This window comes from Frankia sp. BMG5.23 (assembly GCF_000685765.2).
Classification (GTDB): domain Bacteria; phylum Actinomycetota; class Actinomycetes; order Frankiales; family Frankiaceae; genus Frankia; species Frankia casuarinae.
Genome location: NZ_JDWE01000005.1, coordinates 86121 through 104868 on the forward strand (window position 1 = coordinate 86121; position 18748 = coordinate 104868).

General features: G+C 69.7%; 18 protein-coding genes. 13 read left to right on the forward strand and 5 right to left on the reverse strand.

Going from position 1 to position 18748, the window contains the following annotated elements:
- Positions 1 to 143 precede the first annotated feature (143 nt).
- Positions 144 to 1157, forward strand: coding sequence for a Gfo/Idh/MocA family oxidoreductase (locus tag BMG523DRAFT_RS03790; RefSeq protein WP_023840617.1), 1014 nt, complete (start codon positions 144 to 146; stop codon positions 1155 to 1157).
- A gap of 36 nt (positions 1158 to 1193) precedes the next feature.
- Here the strand turns inward: BMG523DRAFT_RS03790 and BMG523DRAFT_RS03795 are convergent, their stop codons facing one another.
- Positions 1194 to 1625, reverse strand: coding sequence for a MarR family winged helix-turn-helix transcriptional regulator (locus tag BMG523DRAFT_RS03795; RefSeq protein ID WP_011434562.1), 432 nt, complete (start codon positions 1623 to 1625; stop codon positions 1194 to 1196).
- Between the two features lie 346 nt (positions 1626 to 1971).
- Here BMG523DRAFT_RS03795 and BMG523DRAFT_RS03800 point away from each other — a divergent pair, with 346 nt between their 5' ends.
- The 3 genes from BMG523DRAFT_RS03800 to BMG523DRAFT_RS03810 all read left to right on the forward strand — a co-directional run bounded on the left by BMG523DRAFT_RS03800 (position 1972) and on the right by BMG523DRAFT_RS03810 (position 6050).
- Positions 1972 to 3735 carry a histidine kinase gene (locus BMG523DRAFT_RS03800; protein WP_043590397.1) on the forward strand — a complete coding sequence of 588 codons (1764 nt, stop codon included), beginning with the start codon at positions 1972 to 1974 and terminating at the stop codon, positions 3733 to 3735.
- Complete coding sequence (locus BMG523DRAFT_RS03805) at positions 3726 to 4445, forward strand: response regulator transcription factor (RefSeq protein WP_043590399.1); 720 nt, start codon at positions 3726 to 3728, stop codon at positions 4443 to 4445. The genes BMG523DRAFT_RS03800 and BMG523DRAFT_RS03805 overlap by 10 nt, the downstream gene beginning before the upstream one ends.
- Before the next feature lie 237 nt (positions 4446 to 4682).
- Complete coding sequence (locus tag BMG523DRAFT_RS03810) at positions 4683 to 6050, forward strand: citrate synthase (RefSeq protein ID WP_011434559.1); 1368 nt, start codon at positions 4683 to 4685, stop codon at positions 6048 to 6050.
- A gap of 102 nt (positions 6051 to 6152) precedes the next feature.
- Here BMG523DRAFT_RS03810 and serC read toward each other — a convergent pair whose 3' ends face one another.
- Both serC and BMG523DRAFT_RS03820 read right to left on the reverse strand, forming a co-directional pair.
- Entirely contained in the window at positions 6153 to 7277 is a 1125-nt protein-coding gene (gene serC, locus BMG523DRAFT_RS03815; RefSeq protein WP_043590400.1) for a phosphoserine transaminase, read from the reverse strand.
- Complete coding sequence (locus tag BMG523DRAFT_RS03820) at positions 7270 to 8379, reverse strand: citrate synthase 2 (protein ID WP_011434557.1); 1110 nt, start codon at positions 8377 to 8379, stop codon at positions 7270 to 7272. Before BMG523DRAFT_RS03820 ends, serC begins: the two co-directional genes overlap by 8 nt.
- A 426-nt stretch (positions 8380 to 8805) precedes the next feature.
- Here BMG523DRAFT_RS03820 and BMG523DRAFT_RS03825 point away from each other — a divergent pair, with 426 nt between their 5' ends.
- The 5 genes from BMG523DRAFT_RS03825 (at position 8806) to BMG523DRAFT_RS03840 (ending at position 12601) form a co-directional block, all read left to right on the forward strand.
- Positions 8806 to 9201 carry a toll/interleukin-1 receptor domain-containing protein gene (locus tag BMG523DRAFT_RS03825; protein WP_011434556.1) on the forward strand — a complete coding sequence of 132 codons (396 nt, stop codon included), beginning with the start codon at positions 8806 to 8808 and terminating at the stop codon, positions 9199 to 9201.
- Positions 9202 to 9317: 116 nt separating this feature from the next.
- Positions 9318 to 10121, forward strand: a complete 804-nt coding sequence (pdxH, locus tag BMG523DRAFT_RS03830; RefSeq protein ID WP_035729252.1) for a pyridoxamine 5'-phosphate oxidase — start codon at positions 9318 to 9320, stop codon at positions 10119 to 10121.
- A 519-nt stretch (positions 10122 to 10640) separates the two neighbouring features.
- Positions 10641 to 10781 (forward strand): hypothetical protein, encoded by a 141-nt coding sequence (locus BMG523DRAFT_RS25175; protein WP_023840614.1) that lies wholly within the window; start codon positions 10641 to 10643, stop codon positions 10779 to 10781.
- 264 nt (positions 10782 to 11045) lie between these two features.
- The gene (locus tag BMG523DRAFT_RS03835) at positions 11046 to 11846 is read left to right on the forward strand and encodes a hypothetical protein (RefSeq protein ID WP_011434553.1); all 801 of its coding nucleotides are present in this window, start codon (positions 11046 to 11048) and stop codon (positions 11844 to 11846) included.
- Positions 11847 to 11866: 20 nt separating this feature from the next.
- A complete protein-coding gene (locus BMG523DRAFT_RS03840) occupies positions 11867 to 12601 on the forward strand; it encodes a L,D-transpeptidase (protein WP_023840613.1) in 735 nt (244 codons plus the stop codon).
- A 73-nt stretch (positions 12602 to 12674) separates the two neighbouring features.
- Here the strand turns inward: BMG523DRAFT_RS03840 and BMG523DRAFT_RS03845 are convergent, their stop codons facing one another.
- Positions 12675 to 13325, reverse strand: coding sequence for a UdgX family uracil-DNA binding protein (locus tag BMG523DRAFT_RS03845; protein ID WP_011434551.1), 651 nt, complete (start codon positions 13323 to 13325; stop codon positions 12675 to 12677).
- A 209-nt stretch (positions 13326 to 13534) separates the two neighbouring features.
- Here BMG523DRAFT_RS03845 and BMG523DRAFT_RS03850 point away from each other — a divergent pair, with 209 nt between their 5' ends.
- The 3 genes from BMG523DRAFT_RS03850 to BMG523DRAFT_RS03860 all read left to right on the forward strand — a co-directional run bounded on the left by BMG523DRAFT_RS03850 (position 13535) and on the right by BMG523DRAFT_RS03860 (position 16406).
- Positions 13535 to 14605, forward strand: a complete 1071-nt coding sequence (locus BMG523DRAFT_RS03850; RefSeq protein ID WP_023840612.1) for a hypothetical protein — start codon at positions 13535 to 13537, stop codon at positions 14603 to 14605.
- Between the two features lie 259 nt (positions 14606 to 14864).
- Positions 14865 to 15200, forward strand: coding sequence for a hypothetical protein (locus tag BMG523DRAFT_RS03855; RefSeq protein ID WP_023840611.1), 336 nt, complete (start codon positions 14865 to 14867; stop codon positions 15198 to 15200).
- Positions 15201 to 15227: 27 nt separating this feature from the next.
- A complete protein-coding gene (locus BMG523DRAFT_RS03860; RefSeq protein WP_011434548.1) occupies positions 15228 to 16406 on the forward strand; it encodes a PHB depolymerase family esterase in 1179 nt (392 codons plus the stop codon).
- Positions 16407 to 16434: 28 nt separating this feature from the next.
- Here the strand turns inward: BMG523DRAFT_RS03860 and BMG523DRAFT_RS03865 are convergent, their stop codons facing one another.
- The gene (locus BMG523DRAFT_RS03865) at positions 16435 to 17118 is read right to left on the reverse strand and encodes a hypothetical protein (RefSeq protein WP_083494738.1); all 684 of its coding nucleotides are present in this window, start codon (positions 17116 to 17118) and stop codon (positions 16435 to 16437) included.
- 1105 nt (positions 17119 to 18223) lie between these two features.
- Between BMG523DRAFT_RS03865 and mscL the strand changes: the two genes are divergently transcribed.
- On the forward strand, positions 18224 to 18619 hold the full coding sequence (mscL, locus tag BMG523DRAFT_RS03870; protein WP_011434546.1) for a large conductance mechanosensitive channel protein MscL: 396 nt from the start codon (positions 18224 to 18226) through the stop codon (positions 18617 to 18619).
- Positions 18620 to 18748: the final 129 nt, after the last annotated feature.

Genomic DNA, 18748 nt, shown 5'->3' on the forward strand with positions numbered 1-18748 from the left:
ACAGTCTCCCTGGGACGAGACGAACAGTGCGGCACGGACCTGCTCCGGGCTCGGATGGCGAGCGCTCGGCCTCCGATCGGTTCTCGGCGACAATCGGGTTGACCGGCGACCCTCGCCACCGGACGGGGAGCACTATCAATGCTGTGACGACGCTCCCCGATCTGGTGCCGCCGCGCGATCCCGCCCTTTCTCAGGCCTGGCGGGAGCTGCGGCGCGTCGTGCGTCGGCGGCAGCCGGACCTGCCCCTCGCGATGGCCCTGGTCACCGACGGCTCGGACAGCACTACCGCCGAGGTGCTGCGCGATGCCGGGGTCGACGTCGTCGGTCTCCTCGCCCCGGAGCCGCTGGAGTCCCTGGCCTGGGCCGCCGAGGCGGGTGTCCGACGGGCGTACGCCGATCTGCTCACCTTGCTCTCGGACGACATCGAGGCGGTCTGCGTGGAGATGCCGCCGCCCGCCTCCGACATCGTCGCCCGGCAAGCGGCCGAGATCGGCCTGCACGTGCTCCTGGCCGGGCCGGCGACCGTCGAGGCCGAGGCCCTGCGCGCGGTCGCCGACCTCGCCGAGGAGGGTGATCTCGCCCACGTGGTCGCGCTCGACGGGCGGGCCTGGCCGGCTGCCACCCACGTCGCGGCGACCGTTCCCTCCCTGGGCCGGCTCACCCAGATGACCGTGGTGGGCGCGCCGAACGGGCCCGCCGGGCGAGTCGAGATCATCGATCTGGCGATGCGCTGGTGCGGCGAGATCCTCGCGGTCTGCGCCGATCCGGCCGCGATGCCCGCCCCGGCGCTCACCCCGGACGCACCGGTGACGCTGGCCCTGCTGGCGGCGAGCGGCGCGACGGTCCTGATCAACGAGCAGATGGGCGGGAACCTCGGCACAGCCACCCTCACGGTATGCGGCGACTCCGGACGCATCGTCGTCCGGGGCCGTCTGGTCCGCCGCCAGGACGGCAGCGGCATCCGGGATCTGATGATGCCGACCGTGCCGACCTCCCGGCCGGGGCTGATGGAGGCCACCTACGACGTGGTGCGTGCCACCGAACTCGACGACGCCCGGCTGGTCCGCGGCGCCACCTTCCACGACCTGCTCACCGCGAACCACCTGATGGCCGCCGCGCAGACCTCCCATCAGCAGGGCGGTTGGGTGGAGCTCTGAACGGCGGTCGGAACGATGCTCGGATCGGCGGGCAGCCTACGAGCCGGCAAGCGCGTCCAGGATCGGTGCGGCGCGGTTCAGCGCGGCGATCTCCTCGAGTGAGAGCTCGGCCAGCCGATCGGTCAGCCATTCGTCCCGGCGCCGACGGTCGTCCTCGAGCAGGGCTCGACCCGCCTCGGTCACCTCGGCGATCACCTGACGGCCGTCGGTGGGATGCGGCCGGCGCTCGACGAGCCCGGTGACGGCCAGATGCGCGATCACCCGGGTCATCGACGGCGGCTGGACGCGCTCGTGGGCGGCGATCTCCCCGAGCGTCATGGGGCCGTGCCGCTCCAGCGTGGCAAGCGCGGAGGTCTGCGTGGGGGTGAGCCGGCTCGACCGCTCCTGGCGCATGCGCCGGGAAAGCCGCATCACCGACAGGCGCAGCGCGGACGCGAGTTCGGCCTCACGTGCCGTCTCGGTCTCCATCTCACGACGGTACTCGTTAGCGACACTCAGAAACGAATGACATTCTGGTGAACCGCCGAAAACAGCAGGAGGCGGGTCGGCCACCCCCCAGCGGCAGCCGACCCACCACCACAGGCGGCCTCTCGCGAGCTCCGGCCCCCGAAGGCCCGACCCCGAAGGCCCGGTCGCCGAGGGACACCGACCCGTTTCTCCAGCCTCCACCTTCGATGCCACCGCTGGCTTCGGGGGCAGCTCCAGAGTTCTTCGGGGGGTTGCCGCCGGGAGATTAGGGGGGAACCCTCAAAACCCGTGGTCGCCATGTGCGACGCTTGTTCGGTGAGATTCCGGCTACATACGGTGGATTGAGGTGCCTCATCCGCGTGTACCCCGCAGGCTGGCCGCCTGCGCCGCCCGCCACCGCTCATGGTGCTTCGGCATCGGGGGCGTGGCCACCACGGCCGGAACGGTCGCCTGCCAGTGGCCGGCATTCTCCGACAACCCGGTGACGGCGGGCATCAACGTCTCGGTGGCGCTCGCCTTCGTCCTCACCGGAGTGCTGCTGAACGGCGAGGACGCGTTGGGCAGCGCCACCGGAGCCATGATCTTCAGTGGTCTGCTGTGGGCACTGACCTGGACCGTGGCGTGGGACGAGGGTCCGTCGGCTTTCATCTCCACGTTCGCCTACACGCATTTCTGGGTCTGTCTCGGCTGGGGCGCGCTGCGATATCCGGTCGGGCGACTGCAGAGCAACCGCGAGCGCGCCCTGCTGGCGGGCGCCGTCCTCCTCATCCCGGTGGCGAACCTGGGACTGGTCGGCATTTCCGACCCGACCTGGTTCGGATATTCCCGAAATGTCTGGTGGTATGGCTCGCCGATCGACCGGGATGCCTTCGAGGAGATCATCTGGGTCCTCGACAGCCTGACCCTCGTGCTGGCCGCGGCCTTTTTTTGGGTCGTCCGCGTGCGGCTGCGCCGCTACTCCGCGCTCGACCGCCGGATCTTCGGACCGGTCGCCATCGCGCTGCTGATCGCGTTCACCCTCGCCGCCACGGTCAACATCTTCGTCTGCAAGCCCAGCGGAGCCTACGTCCCGCCGGCCTTCATCCTCATCGCGCTCGCGCTGCTGACCATCCCCTTGGCCTTCGCCGCAGCGGGCGTACGCCGCCAGCTCGCCCGCGCCCGCATCGCACAGATCCTGGCGACGCTGCCGATGCCGCCGACGGTCCCGGCCGTACGGGACATCCTGCGTACGGCTCTGCACGACGACTCCGCCGAGCTCTTCCTATGGATGCCGCAGGAGCGGCGGCACGTCGACGCCGACGGCGCCACGGCCACCCCGCCCCGCCCCGGAGCCGGCCGGCTGCTCGTGCCGGTGACGACCTCGTCGGGCGCGCCACTGGCGCTGATCTCCGCCACCGCCGCCCAGGAGCGCAACCGCGACCTGGTCACGGTCGCCCTGCAGGCCAGCGCCATGGCGCTGGAGAACGCCCGGCTGCACGCCGCCGTGGCCGCGCAGCTGGACGCCGTACGCGCCTCCCGGGCCCGCATCGTGGAGGCCGGCCTGATCGAACGGCGCCGCCTCGAGCGCGATCTGCACGACGGCGTCCAGCAACGGCTGCTGGCCCTCGCCACCAGACTGGGACTCGCCCGGACAAAGACCTCCGACCCCGATACGATCTCTGCCATCGAAGCCGCTCGCGAGGATCTGCATCATGCTCTCCAGGACCTGCGCAGTCTGGCCCGGGGAATCCACCCGGCCATGCTGAGTCAGGGTGGGCTGCGCCCAGCCCTGGAGGTGGTGATCGAGCCCCTCCCCGTCAAGGTCGAGTTCGACATCCCGACCGTCCGGTTCGAGCCGATCCTGGAGGCCTGCGCCTACTACACGATCTGCGAGGCGCTGACGAACACGGTCAAACACGCCGGGGCGGCCCAGGTCCGGGTGACGGTCCGGTGTGTGGACGGCGGCATCCTGATCGAAGTCACCGATGACGGTAAGGGCGGTGCCGTCGTGGTCGAGGGTGGCGGGCTCGCGGGTCTCGCGGATCGGGTACGTGCGCTCGGCGGCGACCTGAGCATCGTCAGCCCGTCCGGCGGCGGCACCCGGCTGACTGCGAGCATCCCGTGCGGGTAGCCGTCGCGGACGACTCGGCCCTGTTCCGCGAGGGGCTGGCCATGCTGCTGGCCGCCGCGGGAGTCGAGGTCGTCGCGCAGGCCGGGACTGCGGACGAGATCATCGACCAGCTCGCCGGCAGCCGGCCCGACGCCGTCATCCTGGACATCCGGATGCCTCCGACGTTCACCGACGAGGGGCTGATAGCGGCCGAGACGATACGTGCGGCTCATCCCGCGATGGGCGTCCTGGTGCTGTCCACGTACGCCGAGACGCCGTACGCGCTGCGGCTGCTGGGCGACGGGGGCGGCGGCATCGGATATCTACTCAAGGACCGGGTGGACGACATCACCGCGCTGCACGACGCGTTACGCAGGGTGGTCAGCGGCCGGCTCGTCGTCGACGAGGAGGTCATCGCCGGCCTGTTGGCCCATCGCCGACGGGCCGACGAACTGGAACTCCTCACCGCCAGGGAGCGGGCCGTGCTCCGGCACATGGCCGAGGGACGATCGAACCAGGGCATCGGCGCCAAACTCCATCTGGCGCCGAAGACCGTCGAGAACCACGTAGCCAACGTCTTCACAAAGCTGCGGATGCCGGCCTCCGCGGACGACAACCGTCGGGTGCTGGCCGTGCTCGCCTGGCTCCGAGCCACCGGCGGCGAGGCCGGCGGCGAGGACCGCTCCTCGCTCTGCGAGGAGCGGTCCACCCGGTTGGGCGAGCCGCGGTGACCATCGAAGCGTGATTCCAACCCCGAGCGCAGCCACGGGAGACTCTGTCCCACCGGGGGTGGTGTAGCACACGTGGGACGGAGCTCACCGATCACGGGCATGTGCAGGCACGAACGGCCAAACTTGGGAACAACCATGTGAGCCAGCGAACCGGCGTGAGCGCTCCGTACCCGGACGCGCGCCCCGACTTGGGCTAGTGCCGTCATTGCGGCACCGCCACAGCGAGAGGAGCCCGGCGTGTCCGAGCAGGTCAGCACACTGACCGTCACCGACAACCGCACCGGAAAAACGTATGAGATACCGGTTACGGACGGCGCGGTACGTGCGAGTGCGTTTCGCTCGATCAAAACGAGCGACGACGACTTCGGGCTGATGACGTACGACCCCGCCTTCACGAACACGGCGAGCTGTAGGAGTGCGATCACCTACATCGACGGTGACGCCGGCATCCTGCGCTACCGCGGTTATCCGATCCAGGAGCTGGCGGAGAAGAGCAGCTTCCTCGAGGTCGCCTACCTGCTCCTCGCCGGCGAGCTTCCCTCCGCCGAGGAGCTGTCGACCTGGGAAGACGAGATCACCCATCACACCCTGGTCCATGAATCAATCAAGAAGTTCATCGACGGCTTCCACCACGACGCGCACCCGATGGGCATGCTGGTCTCCACGGTGGGTGCGCTGTCGACCTTCTACCCGGACGCCAAGACGATCGACGACCCGGGGCTGCGCCGGCTGCAGATCGTCCGCCTGATCGCCAAGATCACGACATTGGCGGCGTTCTCCTACCGACACTCGGTCGGTTTCCCGTACGTCTACCCGGACAACGACCTGTCCTACGCCGGCAACTTCCTCAACATGATGTGGAAGGCCACCGAGCTCAAGTACGAGCCGGACCCCAACCTGGAGCACGCCCTCGACGTGCTGTTCATCCTGCACGCCGACCACGAGCAGAACTGCTCGGCCAACGCGATGCGCGCGGTCGGCAGCTCGCAGGCGGACCCGTTCTCGGCGGCCGCCGCCGCGATCTCCGCGCTCTACGGTCCGCTGCACGGTGGCGCCAACGAGCAGGTGCTGCGGATGCTCTCGGAGATCGGGTCGGTCGAGAACATCCCCGCCTTCATCGCCCAGGTGAAGGACGGCAAGAAGAAGCTGATGGGCTTCGGCCACCGGGTCTACAAGAACTACGACCCGCGGGCCCGGGTGATCCGGCAGGTCGCCGACGAGGTCTTCAAGGTCACCGGCACGAACCCGTTCCTCGACCTGGCCATGGAGCTGGAGCGGATCGCGCTGGAGGACGAGTACTTCGTCGCGCGCAAGCTCTACCCAAACGTCGACTTCTACACCGGCATCATCTACCAGGCGATGGGCTTCCCGGTAGAGATGTTCCCGGTGCTGTTCGCCATCGGCCGGATGCCGGGATGGCTGGCGCAGTGGGAGGAGGGTCTACTCGACCCCGAGCAGAAGATCGCCCGACCGCGCCAGCTGTACATCGGCTACGATCAGCGGTCGTATGTCCCGATCGACGACCGTAGCGGGGTCGGGGACAGCGGGATCGACCCGATCGCGGCCCAGGCGGCCCAGGCGGCACCGGAGCGCCCGCTGCGCTGACCGGATGCGCCCCACCGGGGCCGCGGCGCCTCCCGCGGCCCCGGCCCTTGTGGTTGGCTGGCGGCTCCCGCCGGTTCCCGGCGCCTACAGGTGCTCAACCGCCTACAGGTGCTCGACCACGTAGTCGATGCTCGTGGTGAGCGCCTCGACGTCGGCCGGCTCGACCGCCGGGAAGCAGGCCACCCGCAGCTGGTTGCGGCCGAGCTTGCGGTAGGGCTCGACGTCGACGACACCGTTCGCGCGCAGCACCTTGGCCACGGCGGCGGCGTCCACCCCCTCGAAGTCGACCGTCACGACGACCTGCGAACGCGCGGCCGGGTCGGCGACGAACGGTGTCGCGTAGGAGGTCTTCTCGGCCCAGGTGTAGAGGATGGACGACGATTCCGCGGTCCTCCGCACGCACCAGTCCAGCCCGCCCTGGGCGAGCATCCACTCGATCTGGTCGGCGAACAGGAACAGAGTCGCGACCGCCGGGGTGTTGTAGGTCTGGTCCTTGGAGCTGTTGTCCCGGGCTGTGGTGAGATCGAGGAACGGCGGGATCCACCGGTCCGTCGCGGCGATCTCGGCGAGCCGGTCGATCGCCACCGGGGACACGAGCGCCGTCCACAGGCCGCCGTCGGAGGCAAAGCTCTTCTGCGGCGCGAAGTAGTAGACGTCCACCTCGCGCACGTCGACCGGCAGCCCGCCGGCCCCCGAGGTGGCGTCGACCAGGTGCAGGGCGCCGTCGTCCGCACCCACCGGCCGGCGGACCGGACGGGCGACACCGGTCGAGGTCTCGTTGTGCGGAGTGGCGTAGACGTCGATGCCCGCCTCCGGCGCCCAGTCCGGATGCGTACCGGGCGGCGAGGAGATCACCGACGGCGCGGCCAGGAACGGCGCGCCCTTCGTCGTGTCGGCGAACTTGCCCCCGAACTCGCCGAAGACGAGGTGCTGGGAGCGGGTCCGGACGAGGTTGAAGGCTGCCGCGTCCCAGAAGGCGGTGGCGCCGCCGATCCCGAGCACGACCTCGTAGCCCTCGGGCAGGGAGAACAGCTCGGACAGGCCTGCCCGCACCCGGCCGACCAGGCTCTTGACCGGCTTCTGCCGGTGTGAGGTGCCGAGGTAGGTCGCCCCGCTCGTGGCGAGGGCCTCGACCGCCTCGGGACGGATCTTCGACGGGCCACAGCCGAACCGGCCGTCCCGGGGACGCAGCCGGTCGGGCAGCACGATCGCGGGAGCGTCAGCCACGGCTGACCCCCGGCAGAACGTCACCGAGCGGGCGCGGAGCGGGGCCCACGTACCGCGCGGACGGGCGGATCAGCCGCCCGGTGCGTTGTTGTTCCAGGATGTGGGCACTCCAGCCGGCGGTGCGGGCACAGGTGAACATGGACGTGAACATATGGGCCGGCACCTCGGCGAAGTCCAGCACCACCGCCGACCAGAACTCGACGTTGGTCCGCAGCGGGCGATCCGGGAACCGATTGGTCAGCTCCTCGATCGCGGCGGCCTCCAGCGCCTCCGCCACCTCGTAGCGGGTCGAGCCCAGGTCACGAGCGGTCCGGCGCAGCACCCGGGCCCGCGGGTCCTCGGCGCGGTACACCCGGTGCCCGAAGCCCATCAGGCGCTCCTTGCGGTCCAGGGCGCGGCGGACGTAGCCGAGGGGGTCGCCGGTGCGCTCGACCTCGTCGAGCATCGCGAGCACCCGGGACGGAGCACCGCCGTGCAGCGGACCGGACAGCGCACCGACGGCAGCCGACAGCGCCGCCGAGGCGTCCGCGCCGGTCGAGGCGACCACCCGGGCGGTGAACGTCGAGGCGTTCATGCCGTGCTCGGCGGCCGAGACCCAGTAGGCGTCCACGGCCTGGACGTGCCTGGGATCCGGTTCACCACGCCAACGGATCATGAACCGCTCGGTTATCGTCCGGGCCCGGTCAACCTCCTTCTGCGGCACCGCCGGCTGACCAAGGCCCCGCGCGGACTGGGCGACGAACGACAACGCCACGACCGATGCCCGGGCAAGATCGTCCCGTGCCTGCTCCGGGGTGATGTCGATCAGCTGGCCCAGGCCCCAGTAGGGCGCGAGCATCGCGAGCGCGCTCTGCACGTCCACCCGGATGTCACCGGAGTGCACCGGGACCGGAAAGGGCTCGGCCGGCGGCAGTCCGGGCTCGAACGCCCCGTCGACCAGCAGCCCCCAGACGTGGCCGTAGTCGACCTTGCCAACAAGGTCTTCGATGTCGACGCCGCGGTAACGCAGCGCGCTACCTTCCCTGTCCGGCTCGGCGATCTCCGTCTCGAAGGCGATCACACCTTCCAGACCGGGCTTGAAATCGCTTGTTTTCTCGGCCATCGAGTCCGGATCTCCGCTTCTGTCTCTTGGTCCCACCGGTTCTGTCTCTATGGTCCCGCCGGCGGCCCGTCCGCGTCCTGCTTCGTCGGTGCTGCTTCGTCGGTGCTGCCTGCTTCGTCGGTGCTGCTCCGTCCGATCCTGCCGTGAGGCCTCCCAGCGCGCCAGGGCGCAGGTGCCCCGCGATGCTCCATCCAACCCTTATCTGGGGCCGACCGCGCACAGACCGACGCACCGGGCAACGCGAAACCCATAAAATATGACGTAAGTCACAGCAGTTTTATCTATCATATTACTATTTATACGAATATGCCGAAAGTCGTGAATGGAAAGTTTGGTCAACTGAGATCATTCCGCGCTACGGTCGGGCCTCGTGCCTGGAACGCCTGACCGGCGGCAGTCACGCAGCGCGAACACGACGGGAGGATCATGGCGTTCGTCTTCATCAGTCATCGCGCAGCGGACATCGCACCCGCCGAACGGTTGGGCCGGGCGATCGGCGCGGCGGGGCACGCGGTGCACCTGGACCGTTGGGAGATACGCATCGGCGACACCGTGTCCATGTTCATGAATGAGACGCTCGCCGTCGCCGACTTTCTCGTGCTCGGATACTCAACGTTGGGAATCCACACGCCGTGGATCGTCCAGGAATGGCTGCCCGCGCTGGCCGATGATCTCGCCGCTCGCGGTATCACCCTGCTACCAGCATTGTTGTCGGGGTCGTCGGGCGGCGACGCGCCATATCGGCTGGCCGGCCGACGGTGCACCGACCTCACGGTTCGCTGGGACCTCGGCGTCCGCGAGATCCTGGCCGAGCTCTCCTGACCGGGACGACGGACCCTGGCCCGGCGGGATCACTCTCGGGGCCGTCCCGCTGGGGTGCGCGGCCTGCCTGGCAGGATCGGGGCGTGGCCCCAGCCTCCGCTGCCGACGAGCCGCCGGTGGGCGGTCCGGACCCGGACGTCCCCGATCTGGACGTCCCCGATCCCGCCCTGCTCCGCCAGGGCTACCGCGCCGGTCGTCTGGAGCCGGAGCATCTCGCGCCGACCTGGGTCGAACAGTTCGCCGCCTGGTTCATCGACGCGGCCACCCCCGGGGTAGGCGTTCCGGAGGCCAACGCGGCCGTGTTCGCGACGGCATCCGCCGCTGGGCGGCCCAGTGCCAGGACCGTGCTGCTCAAGGGGTTCGACCAGCGGGGCTTCGTGATCTACACGAACTACGCCTCGCGCAAGGGCCGTGAGGCCACCGAGAACCCCTTCGGCTCGCTGGTCTTCCCCTGGTACGCCCTCGAGCGCCAAGTCGTCGTCATCGGATCGATCGAGCGCGTGAGCCGGGCCGAGACGGAACGCTACTTCCAGTCGCGTCCGCATGGTTCGCAGCTCGGCGCCTGGGCCAGCCACCAGTCGACGATCATCGAGTCCCGTACGGTGCTCGACGACCGCGCCGCCGAGCTCGCGGCCCGTTGGCCTGAGGGCACCCGGGTGCCGACACCGGAGTTCTGGGGTGGGCTACGCATCGTGCCGGACACCGTGGAGTTCTGGCAGGGCCGCGCGGACCGGCTGCACGACCGGCTGCGGTACCGGCGGGTGTCGGTACCGGCCGACGGCGGCGGCACGGACTCCCTCGCCGTCGCCGACCCGGACGCCACCGGTGTCCGGGTCGGCGATGCGGGCGGCGGCGATGCGGGCGGCGGCGTCCCGACCGCGGCCGAAGATCTCTGGGTCGTCGAACGCCTCGCCCCTTGAAGTCTCGCCGATCTTGGGAGAACTTTGGCTGAGGGCGCGTACACAAATCCACAGGTGCCGGCTCCGGTGGCTCTGGCTGGGCCCCGTCCTCGCATCGAGAAGACCCTGCCTTCTGGGCGCTCTCCGTTGTAGCTGTGACTACTGTTCTCGTTCCCGTGCTACTGGTCCACGGCACCGGACAACGAAATGCTGACGCGAGTGAACTGAGGTGCGGCCCGTTTCTCGGACACCAGCAAGATCATCCGTAACTCGTAGCTGCGGGACCTCATCCAGGACCACCTCGCCATACGGTGGAGGCCGGAGCAGATCTGCCAGGCTCTGCGGGCACGGTTCCCCGGGCTCCAGTGTGTTGAGCTGGTGGCCGTTTGATCCTGCCGCCTGGGCGTGTGAGGGCGGGGCCGGGAAAGCAGTGATCAGGACGCCGGTCAGGTCAGGAATCTGGCCTAAACCGCGGAGAACAAAGGGATTTTCGTTGGTCTTCTCGTCGACGTCGACCTGTGTCAGGAGCACGCCGCAGGCGTGGGCGAGGCCTTCGGGCAGGTGCACGTGGCGGCTGCCGTGCTGGGGGCGCATCGTCGTTCCATCTACCGTGAGCACGCGCCGTACCCGGCCCGCCCGCCATGTCGGGCGGTGTGGGGCGGCGTCGAGGGCCGCCAGTGAGCCTGGATCCAGGCTTCGGCAGCTCTTTCCAACGCCGCCCGGTGCGGGCGTCCCGGGCCCATTCCCCTTCCCTGTCGAACATGAAGTGTCGAGAACTCCATGATCGACAAAGGGGTCGCGCCCGTCCTCCGTCCCTCTTCGACCCAACAGTTCCGCTACGCCGGACCCGGCCCGCCGGGGACGAACGGCGCGTTGCTACCTTCTTGGCTGCAATCGCTCCTGCCCGCAATCAACGTGCTCGGCACACGTCGAGGAGACGGATTTATGCGTATCACCAGAATGCGTGCCGCGGTGGCCGGCGTTCTCGGCATGGCGACCATCGCACTGGCCTCCCCGGCGCTCGCCGAAACTCCGGAACCGTCGCCCACCGCCATCGCGACGGCCACGGCCGCCGTCACCCAGTCGAGTCCGTCCCCCCTCGTCTCCGACACCCCGACGGCGACCCCGAAGACAGGGCCGTTGGCCGGCCTGGACTCGGCGGGCAAGCCGACCGGGTCGGCCGGCCCGACCGCCACTGCGAGCCTCGATCCGAGCGCCACGCCGAGCGCCACGCCCACCGACGCCGCGGCTCTGATTCTGGACGCGACGGCGAGCGCGGCGTCCTCCGCGACCCCGACCAACGGCACCGGCAAGCCGACACTCGATGGTTTCCTCGACCTGCTGCCCTTCAAGGTCCCGCTGGACAAGCAGATCAACAGCATCGACGACATGGACGTCAACCCGTTGTTCCTCACCTTCACCTGCGACGGCTCCGTCCCCTCCTGGAAACTGAAGAACACCGCGGACAAGGCCTTTGGATTCGGCTGGTTCGACACCAGCCTGCACGGCGGGATTCTGGACATCGGGCCGAAGCAGACCGTTGACCTCCCCTCGAAGGCACTCGCGGTAATCGGCTCCCCCTGGGACGCCAAGACCAAGGTTCTGCTCGTGACCGTGCCGACGGTCGGTGTCTCCAACTGCACGGGCGGATCGGCCCCGCCGCCGCTCGCACCGCCCGCTCCGCTACCCGTCGCGGTGCCCGCCGCCACGAGCGCCGTCCCGGCCGATCCGCACTACACGCGATGAGCTCCGGACCTGGTCCCAGGATGGCCGCGGGCGCCCTCGCGGCCATCCTGGGTGGCGTCGTGCTGACCGGCTGCGGCGACGGCGCCAGGAACGCATCCACCGATCTCTCCCCGCAGGTGCGCAACCAGCTCGCCGCCGCCGCCGGACTCGGCCAGGGAAAGAGCACCGTGGTCACGGCCGTGGGTGCCAGCGTCGACGTCTACAGCGCCCCGACCGACACCCAACCCTCCTCCACTCTGGCCAGTCCGAATGAGAACGGCGTCAAGCGGGTCTTCCTCGTCCAGGCCAAGCTGTCGGGATGGTGGCAGGTACTGCTGCCGGTGCAGCCGAACGGCAGCACCGGATGGTTGAAGGCGGACCAGGTCACCGCGTCCGAGACGCCGTACCGGCTGGTTGTCTCCCGCAGCAGGCACCGACTCCAGGTGTTCAGCAACGGGACGCAGATCGCCGAGGAGCCGGTGGGGATCGGCACCGCCGACACCCCGACGCCGGGCGGGCGTTTCTATCTCATGGAGCTGCTCAAGCCGCGTGATCCGAACGGTCCGTACGGGCCGTATGCCTTCGGGCTCAACGGCTTCTCGACATCACTCAGCTCGTTCGGCGGCCACAAGCCGGTCATCGGCGTGCACGGGACGAACGAACCAAAGCTCATCGGCAAGGACGTCAGCCACGGATGCATCCGCCTGAGCAACGACGCGATCACCAGACTCGCCCAGACCGTTCCCCTCGGCACGCCGATCGACATCGTCGCCTAGACGAAGATCGTCACCTAGACGAAGATCGGTAACGAGGCCCTTCCCGGTGGAGGATCGCCGGGGCCCGGACGGACTATGCGTCCACCGAGGCGGACGGGTCCATGGTGGGACGGGCCGCCACGGCGATCCGCAGATCGTTGACGAAGCCGGCGTAGACCTCGTCACGGCGGGCGGGATCCGCCCGTAGCACCGCACTGGGATGCAGCGTGGCGAGCAGCTGAGCCCCGGAGCCTGCCGGCCCGGGGAGCAGCCGGCCACGCATCTTCGTCACCCGGAACGACGGTCCGAGCAGCGACATGCCGGCCGTAGCCCCCAGGATCACGACGATCGCCGGCCGAACGAGGTTGAGCTCCGCGGATAGCCAGGGACGACACGCGGTGACATGCCGCAGGTCCGGGGTCTGATGGATCCGCCGCGGACCGTTGCCGGTGCGATACCGGAAGTGCTTGACGGCGTTCGTCGTGTACACCTCGGCACGGTCGAGTCCCACCTCGCCGAGGGCCCGGTCGAGCAGCTTGCCGGCGGGGCCCACGAACGGCACACCCCGCCGGTCCTCGATGTCGCCCGGCTGCTCGCCGACGAGGGCGAGCCAGCTATGCGCGGGGCCGACCCCGAAGACCGTGCGGGTGCCGGGCAGTTGTGCGAGGTCGCATCCCTGGCAGTCGGCGGCGGCCGCCGCCAGGGTCGGCAGGTCCGCCCGTGGTGGTATGTGTACGGGCTGCATGCTCATCCACCGATTCAACCGGACGGGCCCTCGCCCGTCCGCACGAGCCCTGGGAGACCCGGTGTGCCGGGAACCCGGTGCCGGGGGTGCCGGGGGTGCCGGGGCCGGATATCTGGCCCCCGGCGGTCGGGGCAAACCACGGGACCACCCCCACAAAATAGCGGCGTGTCATCATTCAACTACACAGCGTTTGCTGTTGTGCTGTACGGGTGACGCTTGCCGTGGAGTGGGATCGGGGCTTCTCCGACGCCTGGTCGCAAATCGCCGCGACAGCCCCGAAAATTGGCCTTTTCCTCGCGATCTGTCTGCTCGGTTGGCTGTTGGTTCGGGCGGGTACGCGCCTCGTCACCCGGTTGACCGAACGCGCCGGCCTGGATCGGATCATCGATCGCGCCGGCCTGCCGCGGCTACTGCACCAGCCGGCCCCGAGCGTGCGTGCGGGCGGGCTGCGGGTGCTCATGGGCATCGGCCTGCTCGGCGTGCTGCGGATCGCGCTGGGGGTCTTCGGACCGAACGCGGCCGAGGACACCGTGACCGATCTACTCGCTCTGCTGCTCCACACCCTGCTCGCGACGCTGGTCATCATGATCGGGGTCGGCCTCGGCCGGGTCGTCCGGACCTTCGTCACGGAGGCACTACGCGACCTCGCGTACGGACGGGCGGCCGGCAACATCGTGGCCACCGTGCTCGTAGTCGCCTTCGGCAAGGCGGCGTTGGACGAGGTGGGACTCGCGACGTCGGTCACCACACCGCTCCTCTGGGCGATCCTGGCCTCCCTCACCGGTGTGATCGTCGTCGGCGTGGGAGGCGGCCTCATTCGACCCATGCAGATCCGATGGGAGGAGATCCTCGATCATGTCGAGGACACCGCCGCCGAGGCTCGGGCGAAGTGGCACGATCGCCGCCCCACCACGGTGCCCCAGGTATCGTCGGTCTCTCACCGCCCGTCCACACCCCACGGCTTCCCGGGTCCCGCCGGTCCCACCGGTCCCCCGAGCCCACACACCTCCCGGGGACACGCAGACTCCCCGGGACACACAGACTCCCCGAGGCACACAGACTCCCCGAGGCACGCAGACTCCCCGGGACACACAGACTCCTCGGCACACGCGCCGAAACAGCCGCTGCCACCGCCGGCCGTCGCCTCGCCCCGACCCCCGATCCCGCCACCGGGTGAGGGACCACTGTCCAAAACCGGCTCCTCCGAACGACCTCCACCGTCCGCGGTGGACGAGCCCCCGCCGACCGCCGACCGACCGCTTCCGGGGGGACCCACGTAACGTGTGGTCCGTCCCCCACGTCCCGGTCGCGTCGACCGGTGGATGTGCGTTCGGCGAACTGCGGCGCGTTCGGGCCCCAGGTGGGGCACTCTGGAAGAGGACGGACGGTAAAAGTCGGTCACTGACCTCGACCACGCATATCGCCCTGACCCGGACACCTGACCCAGCCAGGGGACCCCGCCGGATCGGTCCGCATGTGGCCGATCCTCACGGCGGAAACCTCATCAACGTCACGAGTGGCGAGCGGAGGGACATCTCGGTGGACGAGCTCTCGGATATGGAGCGCTCCCGACTGCTCCTCGGCTGGCTGGCGGCGCGGCGTGCCGTGGACAACTGTCTGTCGGACCTGCTCGCCGCCGGTCCCGCCGGGGAGCGGCGGGTACGCGAGTCACTCGCTCTCGTGGACGATCTGGAAAGCCGCGCCCAGGAGGCGTTCGACCGTTACCGCACGGCCGCGGAGAACACGGAGGCACGGTCATCGGGCCGCTGGGTACCTTCCGACGCGGATCGTCCCAGACTCAATGTGGTCCGCGCCCCCGAAGGCGATCTCGCTCGTAGTAGATCGAACACGAAGAGCAATCACCGACACCGGTGACGCCCGGGGCGCTGGACGCGCGTCAGAATGGCCCTCGTGCCAGCCGTCCGTCGCCGCCGCGTCGCCGCGGCCTGGCTCCTCGCCCTCCTGGTTCCCCTTCTGCTGACGACGTCCGGCTGCGGCGTGCTGGAGGGTCCCCGACGTGGTCATGTGGTCCTGGCCGCCACCCCCGCGCCGACCACGGGTCCCGATGCATTCGAACGCTCCGGACGGGGCGCCCACATCCGGGTGACCCTGCCCCCGTCCGACGCCCCGAAGCCCTATCCCCTGCTCGTGGCGCTGCACAGCCTGTACTACGACGGCACGGATCCCGAGCAGCACTGGGACCTGGACGGCCTCGCCCGTACCGCCGGCCTCGCCGTCGTGTACCCGGACGGCCTCAACAGGGCATGGAACGCTGGAACCTGCTGCGAACCCGCCGTGACCAACCATACCGATGACGTCGGCTGGCTACGCGCGTTGATCGCGCATCTCAGCGAGCACTACCCGATCGACCGGAACAGGGTCAGCCTGATCGGTCTGTCCAACGGTGGCATGCTGGCCTACCGGTACGCCTGCGAACACGGAGACGAACTCGCGGGCATCGCCGTCGTGGCGGCCAGCCGTCAGGTGTCGGACTGCCATCCGGGCGCCCCATTGACCGTCGTGGACGTCCACGGCGGGGCGGACGGCCATATCCCCTACCAGGGGACCCCCTGGTCGCCGGTGCTACGGACCGCGATCACGTCGGTCGAGGAGAGCATGATCCCGTTCCGGTCGGTGGATCGCTGCCCCGTCCCGAGCCGGCCTACGGACACTGTCCTCACGGATTCGGCCGGCGTGCCATGGCACGCTCCGGTGGCATCACCGTCCGCGCTGAGCGTTGGAACGGATGCGGACGTGGCCGCGCCCGTCGCCGTGCCCCCAGTGCACCCGGCAAGCGCGCCGGTGAACCCGGCAAGCGCGCCGGTGAACGCCGCCCCGCGGGTCCTGATGCCGAGTGCCGTCCCGGGTGTGCCCGCGAATTCGACCGCAGTGACGTCACCGGCCGTCGCCCTGCGCAAGGAGACCCCCTGTGCCTCCTCGGCCCGGGTCGTGCAGTTCCTGCTGCCCGCCTTGGCCCACGGCTGGCCGGCCGTCTCCGGACCGGCCGCCTTCGCCACGGGCAGGGTGATCTGGAATCTGCTGGCTCCGGCCCGTTCCGCGCGGCCCGGCCCACGGATGTGACCCATGACGGCCAGCCGGCGGGGACGGATCAGGCCGGCGCGAACGACGACCGCAGTGCGCCCATCAGCGTGTTGAGCGACGCCAGGACGTTGGTCGACACTCGCGCGATGAGCACGTACACGGCACCGGCCACCGACACCGTGCGCATGAGGTAGGAGACCCGCTGCCCCTCCCGGTCGTACGAGCCGGCAAGTTCCTGGGTGGGCTGATCGCTGGTGTCCGTCGCCGGACCGGAATGGTCCCTGGTCAGACCGGGGACCGTGTTGAACTCGGCGGACTGGACCTGCGTGAGCGCTGCCACCGGATCCTGCACCGCGACCCGGGCCACCCCGATCATCTGCGGTCCGTACTCCGAGACGGTGCCGGGCTCGCCGTAGAAGATGCCGGTGTTGTCGCGCCGCTGCTTCCACACGGGCGGGTGGGAGAAGGTGGCCTTCTGCACAGTGTCGGTGAACGAGGTCCAGTCCGCCGGCACCGCGATCTGGCCCGCAGCCGCCTGACCGCCAGCTGCCTGACCGCCAGCCGCCCCTGTGCTTGGGCTGGGCGCGGCCGCTGCGGGGCCGCCGGACGATGCTGCCGTCGGCGCCGGGGCCGCATTGGCGGTCCGGCCGCTGGGCCGGACCTTTTCCCAGACGGCACCGGCCCCGACGCCCACCCCGAGTGCCACGGCCAGCACCACCAGGGCCACCCCGACCCGATGCAGGAAAGGCATGGTGTCGGAATCACGATCTCCCTGTCGGGAATCGCGAGCGTCGTCATCGTCGGGGAAATCGGCTGTGCCCGCGGCGGAGGCCAGGCTCCCCGAGCGACGCGCCGCGACCCGCTGATCGGCTCCGAACCGCGCCGGACTCGGCCGGCTCCGCCCCGCGCCCGGCGGGTAAGCCTCGGGCCGACCGGGCCGACCGGGCCGACCGGGCCGACCGGGCCGACCGGGCCGATCAGGATCGGTGCGGTCGGCATGGCGTCGGTCGAGTCCGAGGTCGTCGCCGGCATCCCTGCCGTAGGGCATCCGCGGGCCTGTTCCACCGTCTCTCATCCCGGCGCCGCCGGTCGGCGGACCGCCTGTGGAGGCACCGTCGGCCCGACGTGTCGGCATCGCCGTTCTGGCCCGCGGCAGACCGACCTCATTCTGCCGATCCGGTCCACCTCGTGGAGCCGACCTTCCATCGGTAGCCCATCCGGGTGGTCGACGCCCGGGAGTGGAACCGGGTGCGGGTGCGGGAGTGGGAGTGGAACCAGGAACGGCTCGGGACCGCGGGCTCTCAGCCCGAGCGGTCCGAGCGGTCCGAGCGGGCGGGACGAGCGCCCGGCGCATCGAGGTGCCGGTGGACGGGGAATCGATATCCTCGGGCTGTATCGAACTGCCCTGACGTGGACTGCCATGGCCGGGATCGCCATGGCCGGGATCGCCATGGCTCGCCGGTACCGGGTGGTAGGGCCCGGTCACCGGGCCCGCGGCGTCATATGGCCCGGTCGGAGGGCCGTAGCCGCTAGGCCGCGGATCCGGCCCCGCTGGTTGGTACGGCTCCATCGAGGGACCCCTGCCGCTCCCCTGATAGTAGGGAGACTGCCGGTCGTCGTCGTCCCACTCGGTCCGTCGCACACCGTCCGTCACCAGACGACCTCCGATCCCGAGCTCCGCTTGCGTCCACCCGTGCCACCGGTGTACCACGGCGTTGCGTCGACGTTGCGCGAGCTTAGTTGACAGTAGCCCCCCGAAGGCGTAAAGGGATCGGCCAGGCACCTCGCCGGTCACCCACTGATCTGCGTCGATATCCTCCCATGTCATCAGGCACATATTTCAGGGGGGACGCCACATGAAGGGCTTCAGGCAGTTCCTGATGCGAGGGAACGTCGTCGACCTGGCGGTCGCGGTCATGGTCGGCACCGCCTTCACCGCAGTGGTGACGTCGCTGGTGAAGACCATCTTCACCCCGCTGATCGCCGCGATCTTCGGCAAACCCGACTTCTCGGCCCTCACCTTCACCATCAACGGCAGCGTGTTTCGGTACGGCGAGTTCATCAACAGCGTCATCGCATTCCTCTCAGTCGCTACAGTGATCTACTTCGTGGTAGTACTCCCCCTGAACACCATCAACGAGCGGCGGACGCGGGGGCAGGTCCCGCCGGAGGAGGACCCGGCACTCACCGACGAGGCACGCCTGCTCACGGAAATTCGTGATCTACTGGCGGAACACCGTCCCACCGGCTGACCCAGCTGACCCAGCCGACCCGGGCCGGGTCGGCCCGGGTCGGGCCGACCCGGCGCGGCGCGGCTCCACGCCGGATCGCTTACCCGAACGTTGGTCGGCATTCAGGAATCGCTCAGGCTTTCAAGGGAA

Coding starts and splice junctions, on each gene's coding strand:
- BMG523DRAFT_RS03825 (WP_011434556.1), top strand. CDS start 8,806: ATGGCGTTCGTCTTCATCAGTCATCGCGCAGCGGACATCGCACCCGCC.
- BMG523DRAFT_RS03840 (WP_023840613.1), top strand. CDS start 11,867: ATGGCCGCGGGCGCCCTCGCGGCCATCCTGGGTGGCGTCGTGCTGACC.
- BMG523DRAFT_RS03860 (WP_011434548.1), top strand. CDS start 15,228: ATGGCCCTCGTGCCAGCCGTCCGTCGCCGCCGCGTCGCCGCGGCCTGG.
- mscL (WP_011434546.1), top strand. CDS start 18,224: ATGAAGGGCTTCAGGCAGTTCCTGATGCGAGGGAACGTCGTCGACCTG.
- BMG523DRAFT_RS03795 (WP_011434562.1), bottom strand. CDS start 1,625: ATGGAGACCGAGACGGCACGTGAGGCCGAACTCGCGTCCGCGCTGCGC.
- BMG523DRAFT_RS03820 (WP_011434557.1), bottom strand. CDS start 8,379: ATGGCCGAGAAAACAAGCGATTTCAAGCCCGGTCTGGAAGGTGTGATC.
- BMG523DRAFT_RS03835 (WP_011434553.1), top strand. CDS start 11,046: ATGCGTATCACCAGAATGCGTGCCGCGGTGGCCGGCGTTCTCGGCATG.
- BMG523DRAFT_RS03865 (WP_083494738.1), bottom strand. CDS start 17,118: ATGCCTTTCCTGCATCGGGTCGGGGTGGCCCTGGTGGTGCTGGCCGTG.
- BMG523DRAFT_RS03845 (WP_011434551.1), bottom strand. CDS start 13,325: ATGCAGCCCGTACACATACCACCACGGGCGGACCTGCCGACCCTGGCG.